At 43.4% G+C, this 19,019-nt stretch carries 15 protein-coding genes, 1 other RNA gene and 1 pseudogene; 11 read left to right on the forward strand and 6 right to left on the reverse strand.

Annotated features, from left to right (window positions below; genetic code table 11):
* From O9X84_RS01455 to pspF, 4 genes are all read right to left on the reverse strand, one after another.
* Window positions 1-894, reverse strand: coding sequence for an ABC transporter permease subunit (locus O9X84_RS01455; protein ID WP_269517725.1), 894 nt, complete (start codon window positions 892-894; stop codon window positions 1-3).
* Window positions 881-1,912: an ABC transporter permease gene (locus tag O9X84_RS01460; protein WP_269517726.1), complete on the reverse strand. Its 1,032-nt coding sequence runs from the start codon at window positions 1,910-1,912 to the stop codon at window positions 881-883. Before O9X84_RS01460 ends, O9X84_RS01455 begins: the two co-directional genes overlap by 14 nt.
* The gene (locus O9X84_RS01465; RefSeq protein ID WP_269518001.1) at window positions 1,909-3,654 is read right to left on the reverse strand and encodes an ABC transporter substrate-binding protein; all 1,746 of its coding nucleotides are present in this window, start codon (window positions 3,652-3,654) and stop codon (window positions 1,909-1,911) included. Before O9X84_RS01465 ends, O9X84_RS01460 begins: the two co-directional genes overlap by 4 nt.
* Window positions 3,655-3,775: 121 nt before the next feature.
* Entirely contained in the window at window positions 3,776-4,939 is a 1,164-nt protein-coding gene (pspF, locus tag O9X84_RS01470) for a phage shock protein operon transcriptional activator (RefSeq protein ID WP_269517728.1), read from the reverse strand.
* A gap of 227 nt (window positions 4,940-5,166) precedes the next feature.
* Between pspF and pspA the strand changes: the two genes are divergently transcribed.
* From pspA to maiA, 7 genes are all read left to right on the forward strand, one after another.
* Window positions 5,167-5,850: a phage shock protein PspA gene (gene pspA / locus O9X84_RS01475; RefSeq protein WP_269517729.1), complete on the forward strand. Its 684-nt coding sequence runs from the start codon at window positions 5,167-5,169 to the stop codon at window positions 5,848-5,850.
* A gap of 67 nt (window positions 5,851-5,917) precedes the next feature.
* Window positions 5,918-6,157 (forward strand): envelope stress response membrane protein PspB, encoded by a 240-nt coding sequence (gene pspB / locus O9X84_RS01480; RefSeq protein WP_269517730.1) that lies wholly within the window; start codon window positions 5,918-5,920, stop codon window positions 6,155-6,157.
* The gene (pspC, locus tag O9X84_RS01485; protein ID WP_269517731.1) at window positions 6,154-6,603 is read left to right on the forward strand and encodes an envelope stress response membrane protein PspC; all 450 of its coding nucleotides are present in this window, start codon (window positions 6,154-6,156) and stop codon (window positions 6,601-6,603) included. The genes pspB and pspC overlap by 4 nt, the downstream gene beginning before the upstream one ends.
* Before the next feature lie 189 nt (window positions 6,604-6,792).
* Complete coding sequence (gene phhA / locus O9X84_RS01490) at window positions 6,793-7,593, forward strand: phenylalanine 4-monooxygenase (RefSeq protein ID WP_269517732.1); 801 nt, start codon at window positions 6,793-6,795, stop codon at window positions 7,591-7,593.
* 218 nt (window positions 7,594-7,811) lie between these two features.
* Window positions 7,812-9,368 (forward strand): transcriptional regulator TyrR, encoded by a 1,557-nt coding sequence (gene tyrR / locus O9X84_RS01495; protein ID WP_269517733.1) that lies wholly within the window; start codon window positions 7,812-7,814, stop codon window positions 9,366-9,368.
* Window positions 9,369-9,661: 293 nt separating this feature from the next.
* Window positions 9,662-10,672, forward strand: a complete 1,011-nt coding sequence (locus O9X84_RS01500; protein WP_269517734.1) for a fumarylacetoacetate hydrolase family protein — start codon at window positions 9,662-9,664, stop codon at window positions 10,670-10,672.
* Between the two features lie 44 nt (window positions 10,673-10,716).
* A complete protein-coding gene (maiA, locus tag O9X84_RS01505; protein WP_269517735.1) occupies window positions 10,717-11,370 on the forward strand; it encodes a maleylacetoacetate isomerase in 654 nt (217 codons plus the stop codon).
* Window positions 11,371-11,443: 73 nt separating this feature from the next.
* On the opposite strand, the gene O9X84_RS01510 is transcribed toward maiA, so the two are convergent.
* The gene (locus tag O9X84_RS01510) at window positions 11,444-11,911 is read right to left on the reverse strand and encodes an Lrp/AsnC family transcriptional regulator (protein WP_032094572.1); all 468 of its coding nucleotides are present in this window, start codon (window positions 11,909-11,911) and stop codon (window positions 11,444-11,446) included.
* A 193-nt stretch (window positions 11,912-12,104) separates the two neighbouring features.
* Here O9X84_RS01510 and O9X84_RS01515 point away from each other — a divergent pair, with 193 nt between their 5' ends.
* Window positions 12,105-13,163: a Glu/Leu/Phe/Val dehydrogenase dimerization domain-containing protein gene (locus O9X84_RS01515; protein ID WP_269517737.1), complete on the forward strand. Its 1,059-nt coding sequence runs from the start codon at window positions 12,105-12,107 to the stop codon at window positions 13,161-13,163.
* An 83-nt stretch (window positions 13,164-13,246) separates the two neighbouring features.
* Window positions 13,247-13,343: signal recognition particle sRNA small type (gene ffs, locus O9X84_RS01520), an RNA gene on the forward strand.
* Between the two features lie 168 nt (window positions 13,344-13,511).
* Here the strand turns inward: ffs and O9X84_RS01525 are convergent.
* A pseudogene (locus tag O9X84_RS01525) lies at window positions 13,512-13,781 on the reverse strand (late competence development ComFB family protein); the annotation flags it as partial.
* Window positions 13,782-14,018: 237 nt separating this feature from the next.
* On the opposite strand from O9X84_RS01525, the gene O9X84_RS01530 reads away from it, so the two are divergent.
* Window positions 14,019-15,110, forward strand: a complete 1,092-nt coding sequence (locus O9X84_RS01530; protein ID WP_269517738.1) for a tryptophan 2,3-dioxygenase family protein — start codon at window positions 14,019-14,021, stop codon at window positions 15,108-15,110.
* A gap of 348 nt (window positions 15,111-15,458) precedes the next feature.
* Window positions 15,459-18,725 (forward strand): TonB-dependent receptor domain-containing protein, encoded by a 3,267-nt coding sequence (locus tag O9X84_RS01535; protein WP_269517740.1) that lies wholly within the window; start codon window positions 15,459-15,461, stop codon window positions 18,723-18,725.
* Window positions 18,726-19,019: the final 294 nt, after the last annotated feature.

Genomic DNA, 19,019 nt, shown 5'->3' on the forward strand with positions numbered 1-19,019 from the left:
TTAGTGATTCACCCTTTTTCTCAAGGCCGAACGCAGCCCGTCACCAACGACGTTAATTGAAAGTACCAAAAAGAAAATGGCCATGCCGGGAAGTGCAACGTTCCAGGGCGCCAAGTAAGTAACATCTAGCCCGTCTGATAAAATGGCACCTAACTCTGGCAGCGGGGATTGTGCACCGAGGTTTAAAAATCCCAGTGCAGAAATATCAATAACAGCGATAGAAAGGGCAATTGTGCCTTGAACAACCAGCATTTCAGTCATGTTGGGTAAAATGGAGTAAGTAAATAATTGCCATTTATTTGCCCCATCAAGCTTCGAAGCAACAATATAGTCTTTCTTCATTTCACTGCGCACCAAACTGCGGGTGTGGTGGACGAACTGAGGAATGAGCGCGAGGGTAATCGCCCACATACTGTTGACGAGCCCGGTGCCAAAAATAGCCACAATAATAATGGCGATAAGCAACGTTGGAATGGCCATTAGTGCGTCTGGCAGGTGATTGGCAATACTTGAACGAACGCCCCGAAGCATGCCCGCAAAAGCGCCGAGGCTTACGCCAACCAGCATGGCCAATACCACGGTAATAAACGCAGAGCCTAGGGTAACCCTGCAACCATAGATAACGCGAGTAAAAAGGTCTCTACCTAAAGAGTCGGTACCAAATAAATGAGAAATTGAACCATTACCCATCCAGCTCGGTGGTACTAACAGGCCATCGATATTTTGCTCATTAGCGCCGTATGGCGTTAAAAAAGGAGCAAACAAAGCAAACACTACAAATACGCACAGCAGCACAGCACCTGCCATTGCAATATGACTTGCTTTAAACGCACGCCATGTTCGGTGCCATGGTGAGGGATGAAACTCTTCTTCGTACAAACTATATTGCGGCATGCTCGTACTTCTCTCTACTTGGATCTATGAGTCGATTAAACATATCAACAGTGATGGTTAGCGTAATAACCAGTGTTGATACCGCCAGCATGCCTACTCTCAGCGCAGGATAATCCCGCTGATAAATAGCCTGAATTAACCAATTGCCAATCCCTGGCCACGAGAATAGTGTCTCTACAATCATTGTGTTGGTAATAAGGGTTGTTATCTGAATAGCCATCAATGGCAGTATGGGAAGCAGGGCGTTTCTTAAAATGTGCCGAAAGAAAATTTGCCACCCAGACAACCCGCGAGAAACTGCTGCAGCGATATAAGGCTGGTGCCTAGCATCGATAACAGAGCGTCTCGTTATTCTTACCATAGAAGCCGTTGAGACTGCACCAATGGCAATGGTGGGAAGGGTTAAATGAGAGAGCGCATCTTTGAACGCCAGGCTTTTGTTTTGCATGTCAGACAGCAATATATCCAGCAGTATAAATCCACTCACAGGCTCAACATTAAACAACAGGCTTACTCGACCAGAAAGAGGGGCTTTGTCTAGTTGCAGACTGAACACAAGAATAAGCAACAGCGCTAGCCAAAATACAGGGAAAGAGTAGGTAGTGATACTGCTCGTGTTAATAATATAGTCAGAGGTTGAATAGCAGCGCATTCCCGAGTAATAACCCAATGGGATCCCGATAACCAAAGCAACCACCATTGAATAAGTGGCTAGCTCAATGGTAGCGGGTAGTGCTACACCAATTTCATCTCGCAACTCAATTCCTGAGGTGAAGCTATATCCCCAATCTCCCGCAAACAGGTTTGTGAGGTAATAAAAAAATTGCACAATATAAGACTGATCAAGACGAAACTGGCGTTCTAATGCCATTCGCTGAGCGTCATTGGCGGGCACAATGCCAGTCAGGTTTTCTAATACATCCCCCGGAAACAGATAGGCCAAGGAAAATGACATGACGGCTAACACTAATAGAGTTAGGACAAAAAGAATGCTGTAGCGTGCTAATATCCGAATCACAGTACTTTTTCAACTCCACCAAAACGGACGCCGCCAAAGGGATTAATGGTCATTCCTTTCACTTCATTTCTATAGGCTTGATAGCGATAAGCATGGGCAATTGGCACCAGCGGAAGTCTTTCGTACATAAGTCGGTTCACTTGATGATAAATAGCTCGTCGTTTATCAAGATCTTCTGTTTTCAATGCTGCGTCGATAAGCCTATCATAATCCTCATTGCACCACATTGCTCTGTTGGTACCCGATGGAATGGCGCCGCAGCTAAGTAGAGGGCGATAAAAGTTATCGGGGTCGCCGTTATCCGCAGACCAACCTATCAACACCGAATCATGTAGACCCTCTTGCAGGTGACGTCTAAATGTTTTCCAGTCATATGTGACTATATTGGCTTCAACACCCACTTCTCGTAAATAACGCTGGATGAGTTCTGCCATCTTTATCGCATTGGGGTTGTAGGCACGTTCAACCGGCATAGCCCATATGGTCATTGAAAATCCCGGCTCAATACCGGCTTCTGCCAGCAGGCTTCTCGCGAGTACAGGGTTATACGCGGTATCGTCTGCATCATTTTGATATGCCCAACTGGCCGCAGGTAAAAGGCTCTTTGCTCTAGATGCACTGTCGAAATACACTGCCTCTAGTAACGTATTCTTGTCGATAGCAAAAGCGAGTGCCCGCCTTACGTTAGGGTTATCAAAAGGGGGCCGCTGGGTGTTGAAGGCCCAAAACCCAATATTCAAACCGGGCTTCTCTGCTAAGGTAAGATCTTCTCTATTCCTTATTACTTCAAGCTCTGTTTGTGCAGGGAAGGCCGTTGCATCACATTCACCGGTCATTAGCTTCGCGAGGCGCAGTGAACTGCGGGGGGTAATATCAAAAATGAGTTGTTTTACACTTGCGTCTGAGGAGCCTGAGGCCTTTTTACCTGTCTCCACTTTAACGTCTGCGCTGTCAGCAGCCCCCTGTTCGCTAGCCAAAATGTTATCACTGTCATCACTACTTTCCTCAAGCGCTTGTCCTTCAAAAGCGCGCCAGTAATCCTCATGATGAAGGTATTTGATGTAGCTATCTTTGCGAAAGCTTTCAAATCGGTAAGGACCAGTTCCAACAGGCAGTTGATCTATTTGGCTGGGATTTCCTTGCTCAAAGAGTTGCTCGGCATACTCTTCAGATAATATAACGGCAAAGTCGGTCGCTAAGTTGGCAAGAAACGAACTGTCTCGCCGCTTAAGTGTAATTTCAATACGATAGCCATTTACCCGCGTTACGTCTGCAATATTGTCTGCTAAACCTAAGCTTTCAAAATAGGGGTAGCTTCCGCTTGAAACATTGTGAAAAGGATGAGAATCAAGTCTCCACCGATTAATACTGAAAATGACATCGTTGGCATTAAAGTTACGGGTTGGCGTGAAAAATTGTGTGGTGTGAAACGCGACGCCTCTTCGCAGTTGAAATACATAAGTTAATCCATCGTCTGAGACCAACCAACTGCTTGCTAAGCTTGGTACTATTCGGCCAGAGTCGGGGTCGAAGTCGAGTAATCTGTCGTAAAGTTGATGGGAAGTCGCGTCTGAAGTTGTACTTGAGGTATCAAGTTGGGGGTTGAAAGTAACCGGATTACTCTCAGAACAATACACTACTCCAGTGTTGTAAAAGGGTTGTTTGTTTTGCTTTGCACAAGACACCACAAGTAGTGCTGTGCTAGCGCAAACCGCAAGGCGCTTGATAACACTGCTCATCATTTTTGTTGCCTCAATTTTCACGCCCCAGTCTCTGCGATTCAGTGTTTACGATTCGAGGTTTGCGCATATAGCTTTAAGTATCATTCGAATTGCGTTATGCCGCCAACCTATGCTTAAAGGCCTACGCTTCTAAGTCTTGCGCAGATGAATCTAACAGGTTGTACTTCTTCAAGTAACCCCTTAGCTGATGATACGTTAGGCTGAGTTTTTCTGCTGTCTTTTTCTGATTAAACTGACTATCTGATAACGCCTGCTTGATGATATCAATTTCAAACTCCTGTGAACGCTCTTTTAAGTCGATAGGATAGTCAATGGCAATAGAATCCACCCTTGCTGATAGCGCTTGCGAAGAGATATCATCAACGGCACTACCTATGTTTGGTGGCAATGTTTCTGAGTTCCCAATGTCATTTGCTGCGCTATAGCTAGAGGTTTTACCGTGCGTTGTAGCTTTATCAGGCGTTGAAACTCTATCTTGGGTTCGAATTCTATTTTTTGGCCTAAACGCCGACTCAAAGGGATCGAGTACAATCTCATGTACCGGCAGGTGGGGATTGTTCGTTCTGTATACAGCGCGCTCAACCACATTTTTAAGTTCACGAATATTGCCTGGCCACTCATATTCAAGCAGCGTGCGCTTCGCTTTTTCAGTAAATCCGCTGAAAAGCTCCATTTCTAGCTCGCGAGCCATATTAATTGCAAAGTTTTCAGCTAGCATCATGATGTCTTCTCTTCTTTCGCGAAGAGGGGGAATAGTAATAACATCAAAGGCAAGGCGGTCGAGTAAGTCTGCTCTAAACTCGCCGGCATCAGCAAGAGCCGGGAGGTCTTCATTTGTCGCTGCGATAAGGCGAACATCAGTCTTAACTGACTTACTGCCCCCAACACGTTCAAATTCGCCGTATTCCACTACGCGAAGCAGCTTCTCTTGAATTAGCCCTGATGTGTTAGCAAGTTCATCAAGAAAAAGAGTCCCGTTATGAGCCACTTCAAAACGCCCTTCGCGACGCTTCGCTGCACCGGTAAATGCGCCTGCTTCGTAACCAAATAGTTCACTTTCCAAAAGGCTTTCATTCAGCGCCGCACAATTGAGCTTGACGTAATTCTGGTCCCAGCGCTTTGAAAGAAAATGCAGGCGAGCAGCAATAAGTTCTTTACCTGTCCCGCGTTCGCCAATGACCAACACGGGTTTGTCTAACGGCGCAATTTGTGAAATTTGTTCTAAAACTTCTAAAAAGCTATTTGCTTGGCCTAGCAGATTGTCTTGTTGGCGATATCGGCTCATTAAATCTCTCAATTGTTAGTCATTTCGACTAATAAATAGTGTAGAACAAAAAAAATTGAGAAACGAGCATTATTTGAATTAAAAAAATGCTTTTATATTTAGGTGCTTACGAGTTCTTGCAGGTTGGCAAGCAAATTGAATACTCTTCTATACAAAATTTTTTAAAATGTCAGTCATAGTTCCACAAGAATACATGACCACCAGATTTTCATTAAGAGGTAATTATTATGGGTATCTTTTCGCGTTTTACAGATATTGTGAACTCAAACATAAACTCATTATTAGATAAGGCTGAAGATCCTGAAAAAATGGTTCGTCTTATCATTCAGGAAATGGAAGACACCTTAGTTGAGGTGCGTTCTGCATCAGCTAAGACTCTTGCTAACAAAAAAGATATTGCAAGCCAAATAGGAAAATATGAGAGTGACGCCGCCGACTGGCAGTCAAAAGCAGAACTTGCCTTAAGCAAAGATCGTGAGGACCTGGCCAGAGCAGCACTGCAGGAGAAGAAAAAATCTGCAGAAGCAGCGGAGACATTAACTAAAGAACTGGCGATTGTTGATGCTCAGATTAGTAAACTTCAGGATGAAATTGGGCAACTTCAAGATAAGCTCGCGGATGCTAAAAGTCGCCAGAAGACCATCATTATGCGTCAGAAAACGGCTAGCTCTCGTCTTGAAGTTAAGAAGACGTTGGACAGTTCCAAAATGGATAATGCTATGGGTCGCTTTGAGCAATACGAGCGCAAGATTGATGACCTAGAGTCACAGGTAGAATCTTATGACCTGGCTCAGAAGTCGCTACAGGATGAATTCGCAGAGTTAGAAGCGGGTGATAAAGTAGACGACGAATTGGCAGCGTTGAAAGCAAAAATGCAAAACGCCAAGAAAGATACTGAAAAATCTGAATAATAAAAAGTAACGAGCTGCTCCGACTTTATGCGGAGCAGACTGATCAGAGTTTGTTGGAGAATTCGAGATGGAAGAAGGCATGATCGCGATTATTGTAATGCCACTAGTGGTTTTCACAATTTTTGTAGCACCCATATGGTTAATTTTGCACTATCGCAGCAAGAAACAAGTCAACCAGGGATTAAGTGCTGAAGAGTACGCTGCATTGAGCTCGTTAGCCGATAAAGCGGAAAAGATGAGCGAGCGTATTGAGACTCTAGAAGCGATTCTTGATAGCGAGGCTCCTGAGTGGAGGAATAGAGCATGAGAAATGGTAAACAGCTCTACCGCAATCCAGAAAAGGGAAAAATAGCGGGTGTTTGTTCAGGTGTTGCAGAGTACTTCGGCTTAGAAACGTGGTTAGTGAGAATTTTAGTTGTCACTGGTTTCTTCCTTCTTGCTGGACCTTTTATTTTTGTAGCCTACATTGCGGCTTGGTTTATTTTAGACAAAAAGCCAAAGCATTTGGATAACGCACGCCCTAATCCACAAGCTTTTTCACGAGGTAAGGGCTGGACAAACCCGAATAGTGGACAGGTAAAAGAAGCTAAGGTGGAGGTGAAGACCAAGGTGTGGCAGGCAGGCGAGCCCCCTAAGCAAGCGTTTCATGATATTAGAAATCGATTTGAAAAAACAGAGAATCGATTACGCAAAATGGAAACCTATGTAACGTCTAAAGAATATCAACTGAACAAAGAAATTAGTCGACTGTAGATACTCATTTAGCATAGATTGAAAACCACCTTCAAAGGTGGTTTTTTCGTTTTATCAGCAGGTTAAGGTTTTATGTAAAAAAAATATTACAGTGATTTAGGTGGCTCAATAGAGGCAAAAGGTTCTTGAAAAGCGGTTTTTAGTTAGACTACAGATAACGTATTTAGCAACTCATTGGTTTTAGAAGTTATGCCAAAAACAACTCAATATGCATCGCGAGAATCAGACGGGAGTGGTCACATAGCGTGGTCGCAAGAAGAAAACCAGATTTGGTCAGAGCTTTATTCAAGACAAATACCCTTGGTGAAAGAACGCGCGTGTGATGAATACATCGAGGGTTTGAGATTGCTTAACTTAAGCGAAAACTGTATTCCTCAGTTACCCGATATCAACCGTGTACTAATGGAGAAAACTGGTTGGCAAACTGCTGAAGTTCCCGCACTCATTCCATTTGGTGAGTTCTTTCGTCTGCTAGCAAACAAGCAGTTTCCCGTAGCGACGTTTATACGCTCACGCGAAGAGTTTGACTACCTACAAGAGCCGGATATTTTTCACGAAGTATTCGGGCATTGCCCACTACTGACTAACCCTGCGTTTGCGCATTTCACTCATACTTACGGAAAATTGGGGTTAGCGGCCAGTAAAGAAGATAGAATTTATTTAGCCCGTCTTTATTGGTTTACCGTTGAGTTTGGCTTAGTGAAAGCCAAAAACGAACTGAAGATTTACGGCGGTGGAATTCTTTCATCACCCGGTGAAACTATCTACTCACTAGATAGCGATATACCAGTAAGAAAGCCTTTAACCGCTATTGATGCGTTAAGAACTCCTTATCGCATTGATATTATGCAGCCACTCTATTACATCTTGCCTGAGTTTGATCATTTGTTTGAACTAGCTGAGATGGATATTATGGCTTTGGTGGAAAAGGCTAAATCTTTAGGATTGTTTGCACCCTTGTTCGAGCCAAAAGAGAAGAAAGCGGGCTAGTTTTGCGAACATTCCCGTTGAAATGAAAAAGAAAAACAACTAGAAAAGAAGCACCGACGTTAAGGAGACTGCACAGTCTCCTTTTTTGTGTGCTTTGCGCTGTATCTCATTAGTTACAATATTCACAGCTTTTTAATCTTTAGTAGCAATTATCTTGTTATTTTTTTGTAAAAGTGTGATATCTTGTACATAAATCTTTACAACAAAATACATACCTTATGCGCTTAGAAATCAGCTGTCAGGACCGCCTCGGTATCGCCCAAGACGTTCTGGATATTCTCGTGAATAAAGAAATAGACCTGCGTGGAATTGAAATAGACCCAGTAGGCAAAATTTTCCTCAATTTTCCTAATATTGAATTTGAAGACTTCCAGCATCTCATGCCTCAAATTCGTCGAATAGAAGGTATAGACGACGTAAAAACAACGCTTTTTATGCCAGGGGAAAGAGAAAAAAATCAGCTTTCAGCAATATTACGCACATTGCCAGACCCAGTTTTCTCTGTTGATGCCAAAGGCAATATTTTGCTTAGTAATGAAGCCGTCAGCGCTGGCTTAGAGCTTCCTTCAAGTGAGATCAATGGAATGGAGATTGCCGAGGTTGTAAAAGGGTTCAACTTTACAAAGTGGATGGATGGAAAAAGTCCAGGCCCGCAGTCGTCAAAGGTGAAGTTTATACAGCAAGATTACTTAGCCGACATGCTGCCTATAACGGTAGCGGACGGAGAAAAGAAAAGTATTATGGCAGGCGCGGTGGTGATTTTAAAATCCGAAATGCGTCTTGGCCAGCAGTTTACTGCATTTCACCAATCGCCTACAGACAGTTTCGACCGTTTTGTCACAGAGTCATCTTTTATGAAACGTGCGGTACACGAAGCCAAAAGAGTGGCGGACTTAGACGCACCTATCCTTATATTTGGTGAAACCGGCACAGGCAAAGAAATGATCGCACGAGCCTGCCACCAATCAAGTCGCCGCAGTGAAGGGGCATTTTTAGCCTTAAACTGTGCCTCGCTACCCGATAGTGTGGCCGAAACCGAGCTTTTCGGGTGTGCCGCAGGAACCTACAACCAGTCTAGCGGCAAAGTGGGCTTGCTCGAGCAAGCAAAAGGCGGCACCTTACTGCTTGATGAAATTGCTGACATGTCGTCGCAACTGCAGGCAAAGCTACTGAGAGTACTTGAGGATGGTGAGTTTAGACGAGTCGGGGATGTAGAGCCTGTCTCTGTAGATGTGCGCTTTATTTGTACTACCTGCCGCGACTTAGGCCAACTGGTAGAAGAAGGGCGCTTTAGAAAAGAACTTTATTATCGATTGAACGTTTTGAGCTTAGTGATGCCATCGTTGAAAGACCGTCGTCAAGACATCGTACCGCTGGCAGAGTCTTTTATCTTGCAGCATAGCTCCAAGCTCGGTCGCAGGCCTGCCAAGTTAAGTAAATCCTGTGTCGACTTTCTGCAGCAGTATCCCTGGCCTGGCAATGTGAGACAGCTGCAAAATGCGCTCTATCGCGCGCTTTCCTTGCTCGATGGCAAAGAAATAACCAAAGAAGATATCCAGCTTCCAAGCTGTGCACCGAGTGTCACCTACATTGATGAAAATTTTGAGGGGACACTCGATGAAGAGGTGAAAAAATTTGAGAAAGACTTACTTAAACGACTTTACCCATTCTATCCAAGTACTAGACAGCTAGCTAAAAAGCTGGGGCTCAGTCACACCGCCATTGCCAACAAGCTTCGTGAATATGGCATTAACAAAGCGACAGTAAAGCTATAAATCACTTGTTAAACACTGCTACAAGCGTGTTGTGATAAGTTTACAACCCGCTTGTAGCTAGCATTGGTAAGCGTTTGCCAGTAATTTCCCGTCTTTTCCCGTACACCCTTTCTTACAGTGTTTTAAAACTTGTGCCTATGCACACTTCTCTTTTCCCTGCATGTAATGGCATAACTATAATCATATTAAAAATGTTGACCGTCGCTTTATATTTTAAAAGGTCAATATACCTACTCTACATAGTCGTCATCGATATAGTGTTTATCGAGAAAGTGTTTATCGAGGAAAAAATAATGAAGCTTGCTACATATAAAAATGAAACCCGCGATGGGCTGCTAATGTTGGTATCACGAGATTTGACTAGAGCTTGTGACGTTTTAGAGATTGCCCCAACAATGCAATATGCTCTCGATAACTGGCAGGAAGTAGCTCCTCAGCTACAGAGCAGATACGAGCAATTAAATGATAATGACGGCGACAGTGTTCAGTTTGATGCAGGACGCTGCGAGTCTCCGTTACCTAGAGCGTTTCAATGGGCAGACGGCAGTGCTTATGTGAATCATGTTGAGCTAGTAAGAAAAGCACGGGGTGCTGAGATACCGGAGAGTTTCTGGACCGATCCACTGATGTACCAAGGTGGCTCTGACGATTTCATTGGCCCAAACGACGATATCATTTTGCCAAGCGATGACTGGGGAATAGATTTTGAAGGCGAAGTTGCGGTAGTTACCGACGACGTGCCTATGGCATGCACACCAGAGCAAGGCGCTGAACGCATTCGCTTAATCATGCTGGTGAATGACGTTTCCCTTCGCGGGTTAATACCCGGTGAGTTAGCCAAAGGGTTTGGCTTTTTTCAATCTAAACCGGCCTCCAGTTTTTCGCCAGTAGCAGTTACGCCTGATGAGTTAGGTGATGCATGGCGAGATAATAAAGTGCACTTACCACTGCGTTCAACCTACAACGGTGAGCTTTTCGGTAAGCCTGAAGCTGGACAAGATATGACGTTTGATTTTGGTCAGCTTGTTGCCCACGCAGCTAAAAGCCGTAACTTAGGTGCAGGCGCCATCATAGGTTCGGGGACGGTGTCGAATAAGCAAGGCACCGAACACGGTTCAGCAATCAGCGAAGGTGGTGTAGGTTATTCCTGTATTGCTGAGGTGAGAATGATCGAGACAATACGAGACGGCAAACCGACCACGCCATTTATGCAGTTTGGCGACCGTATTCGTATGGAAATGCTTGATGAAAATGGCGTCAGTATTTTTGGAGCTATCGAGCAGCAAGTTAAGCCGTTGCGCTAAATATGTAAATCCACCAATCTTTAATAGCTGTAGGAAACAATAAGATGAGTATTAAACTTTACGGTTACTGGCGTTCTACTGCTACTTATCGCGTGCGTATAGCGCTCAATTTAAAAGGTGTAGACTACGAATATGTGCCGGTTCATTTAGTGGCCAATGGCGGCGAACAGCACAGTATGGATTACGCTCGCTTAAACCCGGCTCATCTTGTTCCCACGTTTGTGGATGAAGACGAAGACATTATCTTGAATCAATCGTTAGCCATCATAGAGTATCTCGATGAGCGCTATGAGAGCGACTTTCGTTTAATTCCAGAGCATAAAACAGAGCGTGCGCGAGTAAGGGCGCTCGCACAGGATATTGCTTGTGACATTCAGCCTGTGGGAAACCTTCGTGTGTTAAATGCATTAAAAGGTACGTTTAATGCCAGCCAAGATGATGTTTCTGTGTGGGCGGCGCACTGGATAACATTGGGATTCGATGCTATTGAAAAACGACTGCAAACTCAGTCAGGTAGGTATTGCTTTGATTTTGACGTAACCATGGCCGACATATGTTTAGTGCCTCAAGTTTACAATGCGAAGCGCTTTAATATTGATATGGACCAATATCCTCTGATAAGCAAAATAGCGGACAACTGCAATGCCCTTGAAGCTTTTGAAAAGGCTAAGCCAGAAAATCAAATCGACGCTAGTTAGCGTTTAGTATAGAAGAAGCTTCGGGTTTGATTTAGAGCTAAAAAGGGGCGGTTTTTACTGCCCCTTTTTGTATCTACTGACGCTTGATAGGAAGTTCTGTGGTGTTTTTCACTTGCTTAAGTGCAAATGTAGAACTGAGGTGATCAACTAACGGTAAGTGTGTCAGCTTTGTTTTTAATAAAAACTCATATTCTTCGATACTTTCTACAATGACTTTAAGCAAATAATCCTTCTCGCCACTCGTTGTATGACACTCCACGATTTCATCAATGTTCTGCACTGCCGTTTCAAAATCGGTCAGCGAGTCACCGTCGTGATTCTTAAGCGTGACATAGATAAAAACAGATACACCAAGGTTAAGTTTCTTGCTGTTTAGCAAAGTCACTTTTCCTAGGATAATGCCGTCTGCTTCCATTCGCTTCACACGTCGCCAGCAGGGGGTATGAGAGAGCCCGACTTGCTGGCTTAAATCAGCCATAGAGACGGTAGCATCTTGCTGTAGGACACGTAAAATTTCACGGTCAAACTTATCTAATTTCATAAAAGTTATGTCCATCGTTTTTATGATGATCATTATATAGTAAAAAAAATTATAGGATAGCTGTCCTAGTAAAATAGTGTTCATTTCTTTTCCGTTTCGGTTTGTAAACACCACATGACAAACTCGCAACGCTTGTCCTCAGCGTATTCAGCTAGACTAGTCGGATTAAACAGCAAATAAAAATAGGGAACGTATGTCAGTCTTCGATCATTCAGAATTTGATAATCACGAGCACGTGGCTTTTTATCACGACGAAAAAGCGGGCCTTAGTGCCATTATTGCAGTACACAATACCAACCTTGGACCTGCACTCGGTGGTTGCCGCATGTGGCCATACGTTAATAGTAGTGAAGCACTTACGGATGTGCTTCGATTATCAAAGGGGATGACATACAAAGCAGCGCTTGCCAATTTAGAATTAGGCGGCGGCAAGTCAGTTATTATTGGCGATCCTAGAAAAGCAAAAACACCAGAAATGATGAAGGCAATGGGGAGATTTGTCGATTCTCTAGGCGGTAAGTATTTCACTGCTGAAGACTCTGGTATTGCCGTAACTGACTTACAAACAATGGCTGAAGAGTCTGACTATATAGCTGGTGTGAGCGCGAAATATCACTACGCAGGTGAAGTACCAAACGGCAACCCAGCCCCTTCTACAGCCTATGGCGTATACGTTGGCTTAAAGGCATCTGTTGAGTTTGGATTAAAGCGCAGCCTAGATGGTGTTTCAGTTGCTATTCAAGGCATGGGTCATGTTGGCTACAGACTGGCGAAACATTTACATGAGCAGGGCGCAAAGCTTTATATTGCAGATATCTTTCCTGAAGGCATAGAAAAAGCACAAAAAGAATTTGGCGCAACCGTGGTAGCGCCAGAAGATATCCTAAGTTTAGACGTAGACGTGCTCGCACCGTGTGCTTTAGGTGCTGCAATTAACGATCAAACGCTGCCAGATATAAAAGCAAAAGTCATTGCGGGCGCGGCAAATAACCAGCTTGCTCGAGAAGAAATGGGTGAGTTGCTCAGCAAGCGTGGCATTCTTTACGCACCTGACTACGTTATTAATGCTGGTGGCGTTATCGACATCTTCCATCAGCGCATGGCATCGAGCTCAAATGAAGCACTGCGTGCTCACATTGAGCAAATCGGCGACACGCTTAAAGAAATATATGAGCGAGCAGAAAAGGAAAACAAAGCGACTAACCGCGTTGCTAATGTGATAGCTGAAGAGAGATTTTCTAATAAGGCTTGAAACTTAGCAATCAAATAGTCATAATGCGCCCCGCAATGAGGAGGGCGCAAGCTACTTACTAATTGCGTTTTTCTATGGTGGGCTTTTGGTCCTCCCGCAATGATACTCTGTGAACTCGGTCAGGCCTGGAAGGGAGCAGCCGCAGCAGACGACTCATGTGCCGGGATGTGGCTGGAGGCCCGCCACCCAAGTCTCTTCCAATATCCTTATTTTTTGTCTTAATTTGTGTTTCTCGACCGCCTCTTTTTCGACTACTGCTCGAAAACTAAATCAATCGTCTTTTAAGTCTCCCGTAGTGTCGATTTCCGTTTTCATCGCTTCAGTTTCTATAGTTTCTGGGGCGTGTGGCTTTTCATTCTTCTCAGCGTCGTTCAAGAAACGCAGCGCCTTGCTGATTGCATATTCTACGTTCATTTCCATTTGTCTACGTTCACTTTGGGGTAGATAAAATGCCATGTCTACTTCAAAGCGAATATATCGCGGCGGTACTTGGTTTAACGCTAAGCAGCATAAGTCGGCCAAATAATCCGCTGTTTTGGTCTTATCAAGGCCAAGCTTCGCAATTCGCTCTAAAACCAAATGCTCGTAATAGTTATGAATATCATCATCGAGTTTCATTTTACTTACCTCAAACACATTGAGTATCGACGGTTACGGCGATACTTTTTTTAAATATTGGACAGTATTTTATACGCACAACACTAACTAATAGAGAGTGCTCTGTCACTATAAAGGTATAGCCTGTATTCTATATAAGTCGAGTAGGTGAGACTGAATCTCAAACCTTTAACCATCTCAAAAGCACGCAAAAACACGCAAAATAACTAAAATAAAGCAATGACAGAGAAGAACACGATGAAAAAGAATATCGAACCCTGCTACTACGGTGACTATTTGCAGCTGGATAAAATTCTTGGCGCACAAAAACTCCAAAGTGCGAAATATTCAGGTGCGGCCCATGAAGAGATGCTGTTCATTATAGTGCACCAAGTTTACGAACTGTGGTTTAAACAAATACTGCATGAATTAAACGCGACCATAGATACCTTCAATCAAAAGGTAGTTAAAGACCAACAGCTTACTCAAGTTGTCCACCGCCTTCAGCGGGTCATTACCATACAGCGATTAATGAATGATCAGATTGCTGTAATGGAAACCATGACCCCACAGCAGTTTCTTTCATTCAGGGATTATCTTGTACCTGCGTCTGGCTTCCAAAGCATCCAATTTAAGCGCTTAGAAATATCGCTGGGGTTAAAGCGTGAGTTTCGGGTAGATTTTGATAAGCAAAGTTTTTATAGCCGATTAAGCGACGATGACAGAGCATTATTAGAAGGCTTAGAAGCGAAGCCAAGTTTATTTGACCTTGTAGATAAATGGCTATCGAGAATGCCCCTGCTAAAAACGGATGACTTTGACTTTTGGCACTATTACAAACAAGCCACAGATGAAATGCTAAGCGACGACCACGAGACGATATCAACCAACGATACGCTCTCGACAACAGATAAGCGCCAAGAGTTAAAAGACTGGCAGTCGACTAAAGAAAACTTTGATGCGCTTTTTGATCACACAAAATTTGAAGCGCTTCGCAAAGAAGATAAGTTTAGGTTGAGTCACGAGGCGTTATTGTCTGCACTATTTATAAAGCAGTATTCAGAAGAGCCCGTTTTTAATCTTCCATTTCAACTTATCACTGCACTGACTGAAATTGATGAGCAATTAACTATCTGGCGTTATCGTCATGCCATGATGGTACAGCGAATGCTCGGCACAAAAATTGGAACAGGTGGTTCGTCGGGACATCACTACCTAAAACGGACAACCGAATCAAATCGCATTTTCCTCGATTTCTTCAACATGGCGACCTTTCTTTTGCCTAAAGATGCGTTGCCAGAGTTACCTGTTGCCATCAAACGTAAACTCGGTTTTTATTTAAGTGAGTAAATAAAAGAGTATCTGCAAAATAAAGTGAAATTGACGCAAATGTAACAAAACATGTCGTCAAAGTTCGAGAAGTTAAAAATTGGCTGTGCGAAAAATGTGCATTGCATTAAAACTATACAGCACTCTGAAAAAAATGTAATGACTGCCGTTTGTGCACTCTAGGCTTTACGTTTTCTGACTTTGTTAAAAAATAAATTGAACTTTTCAGCATACACTTGTAACTGCATGTATTGACCCCCGACCTTTTTTTGTATTAAGTAGGAATAAGGGCAAAGCCCTTTCATAAAAAGTTCGTAAAAACGAAATAAAAAATACACAAATAAAAATACTAGGTCCAGGGAGACTTACATGTTTAAAAATTCTAAGTTGGCTACATCGGTCAAGTTAGCTTGCGTATTCGGATCTGCACTCGCAGTATCTGCAAGCAATCTTGCCATGGCACAAGAAGCCACAAATAGCGACACATCAGCTGACGAAGCAGTTGAAAAAATAACAGTCACGGGTTCTCGTATACGCCGTGTAGAGCTTAGCGAGAGTGCGCCAGTTTTCTCATTTGGTGAACAAGATTTAGATGTCCGCGGTTTTACAAACGCAGCTGATCTACTGAATGCATCACCATTGTTTGGTGGTTCACTGACGCCTGCAGGTGCACAGGACGCAGAAAATGCCGGTCAAAACCAAGCAAACTTGTTCGATTTGGGAACTTCACGAACGCTTACGCTTGTTAATGGTAAACGTTTTGTAAGTTCTCAGTCTGCTTCTCAGGGTGGTTCTCAGGTAGATATCAATGCGATACCTGTTGCACTTATTGAGAGAATTGAAGTTGTTCCGCTTACCGGTGCTGCTACATATGGTGCCGATGCTATAGCAGGTACGGTAAACGTAATTTTAAAAGACGATTATGAAGGCTTTGAAGTTACCGCACAGTACGATGGAAATGAAGATGGTAACGCCAGAACTTTTCAGATAAGCGCTCTAGGGGGCGGTAACTTTGATGACGGCCGCGGTAACATTACTTTTGGTATTGAATATACGCGTAACAATGGTTTACTTTTATGTGACCAAGACTTTTTGTGTAACAACAATCCAGGTTTTGACAATGCACAAAATGAGTTTTTGGATCTTGACGGAGATGGTCTTCCGGACGATTTCAATGGCGATGGTACAGTTGACGCAGAAGATACGAGATCTGTACAGTTGGTATACAACGAACTAAACCTCCAATTATTCTCTGAGTTTGGCTCAATTACGCCTGCTGGCGCAGGTTTTTTACCTGCATTTGGTTCTGGAGCAATGCCTGATGGTAGCTTCTATGAGTTTGCGCAAAATGGCGATATTAGACAATGCCAACCTGGTTCAAGACAGGCTCGAAGCCTAATTACTCAGGGCGGAGACGGTATTTGTGGTTTAGATTTCTTTGACAGTGTAGCACAGATCCGTTCACCAACCTCTCGAATGAATACTTATGCGTCATTTAACTATGATCTTGCCGACAATCTAAGAATCAAAAATGATTTCATGTACGCGAATACAAAAGGAAGTGAGTTGGTAAACCAAGGTGGTTTTCAAACAGGCTTCTTTGGCGGAACATCTGCTGCGCTCAACATTAATATCAACAATCCATTCTTATCAGAGCAAGCACGTTCAACAATACTGAACTCTGGCTATGAAGCTGATAACTTTTCTGTTCATCGCTTCAATAATGACTTAGTAAGTCTTGGTGGTAACTCAAACGAGACACACGTTTGGCGAGCGAGCAGTGTGATCGAGGGCGAATTCGAAGCACTTGATAGAGATTTCTACTGGGATGCTTCTGTTGTACATGGTCGTTCAGATATAAGTATCAGAACAACTGGTATAGTTGATGGCCGATTCCTTAACGCAGCAGATGCACAGCGCGTTGATGATACTATGCTTGAGAGAATTCGCGATGCGCAAGGTCTAGACACACTTGACGATGCACTGGCGACACTTCAAGGAGCACGTTCTCAGTTTACAGGTGGTTTCCAGCGTGGAGACATCATTTGTGGTGCCTATGCGGACCTCGCGGCTGGTACCTTGGAAGGATTTAATTCTCGCGCATCGGGCTCGGGTCTTGTTGATGAAGACCTTCCGTTCTTAGACGGCTGTCAGCCGCTAAACTTATTTGGATCTCAAGCATCGCCAGAAGCTTTAGACTTTATAACTGGCGGTTCACAGATGTCTCAAGCGAGCAACCTACAAACTGTGTACACTGCCAATATTGGTGGAACAGCGTTTGAACTTCCAGCTGGCCCACTTGATTTTGTGGTCGGTGTAGAGCGTCGTATAGAAAAAGGTGATTATGAACCTGCTCTAGGTGGACGTGTACCAATTACTCGTTCTGCCATTGATCGTCCTGTAAGTGGTGGATTTGACACCAACGAGTATTATGTTGAAGTTGTTGCCCCAGTTATTTCTGAGGACATGGACATTCCATTCGTTAAGTATTTTGAGCTAAGTGGTGCGTATCGAAACCAAGAGTTCAATACTAATGCACCTCGCGGTTTCGAAGATAGAACGACTGAAGAAGACGTTTATCAAGCCAGTATGAAGTGGCAAGTTGTTGATGATTTGTCGTTCCGAGCAACATATGCAACAGCATTCAGAAATCCATCGATAAACGAGTTGTTCCAACCAGAGCAGCAAACCTTTATCTTGGGCGACGATCCGTGCGATTCTCGTTCCGTAGGAGTGGGTCCTAACCCTTCAGTTAGAAAGGCAAACTGCGAGTCGCAAGGGATTGATACGGATACTTTTATATCTGATATACAAGATGGAACGATTCCAACAGGTATCGTTTCTGGAAATCCAGAGCTAGGTCCTGAGACTAACAAATCATACTCGTATGGCTTCGCATACACACCTTCGTACTTAGAGGGATTACAATTAAGCGTTGACTATTATAATCTTGAGATTGAAGATTTTATTGAACAAGTTGATTTTGAGACTCTTGCAGCCGCTTGTTACGATTCTAATAACTTCCCTAACGAGCCTGCTTGTAATACGTTCCAACGTGGCGATGACTTCCAAGTAACTGAGGCACGTAACCAACCTGCGAACGTTGCTTTGTCTACGTTTGAGGCAGTTTCAATCTCATTGTTCTACGCTCACGACTTAGGTGAGTACGGAAACCTAACGGTTAACTCTTCAACTCAGCACAATATCACAAACGAGTTCCAAGCTACTTCCGCTGCGCAAGTGACTGAAGATGTTGGAGATTTCGCAGATCCAGATTGGATTGGTACAGTTGATATCAACTGGTTGTATGAAGATTGGATTGTAAGCCACCGTATTCGCTGGCAGAACCCAGTCAAGATTGATGCACTTGATCAGCGTTTGTACGCCGACAGTTATACTGAACTTGAAGATGGTACTTTCCAAGGCAATTTCACCAATGAAACTGATTGGCGTGCAATTCACGAGTTGAGTATCGGATATACTTTGGATTCATCAACGAATATCCAACTAAACATACTAAACCTTCTTGATCGCAAGCCAGACGAAAACGGTGATATTGCGTTTGCTGCGGGCCACTTTGGAATAGATGAACGTTTAGGCCGTCGATTCAGCCTACGTGTAAATCACAAGTTCTAATAGAGCTTATAAAGTACTCTGTAAAAAAGAGTACAAAAATACAACAAGGCCACCTTCTCTGAAGGTGGCCTTTTTTATTTTTAGTAATTTTTTTAAAATGTAATCAAAAAACGTAACATGTTAAATAATGTGAGGTTTTGTAAATTTCGTATCTTTATTTGTACAAAATTTGCAAATAAGTGAAAAAAAATTGAACTTTCTACGTGTTTCGTAATGCATGGTGTGTTGACCGCTCGCTTGTGTTGTGGGTATTATCCGGCTCGAGGTTTCCACCTTAACTATAATAAATCGTTC

Origin of the sequence: Alteromonas sp. BMJM2 (genome assembly GCF_027257845.1) — a bacterium.
Lineage (GTDB): Bacteria > Pseudomonadota > Gammaproteobacteria > Enterobacterales > Alteromonadaceae > Alteromonas.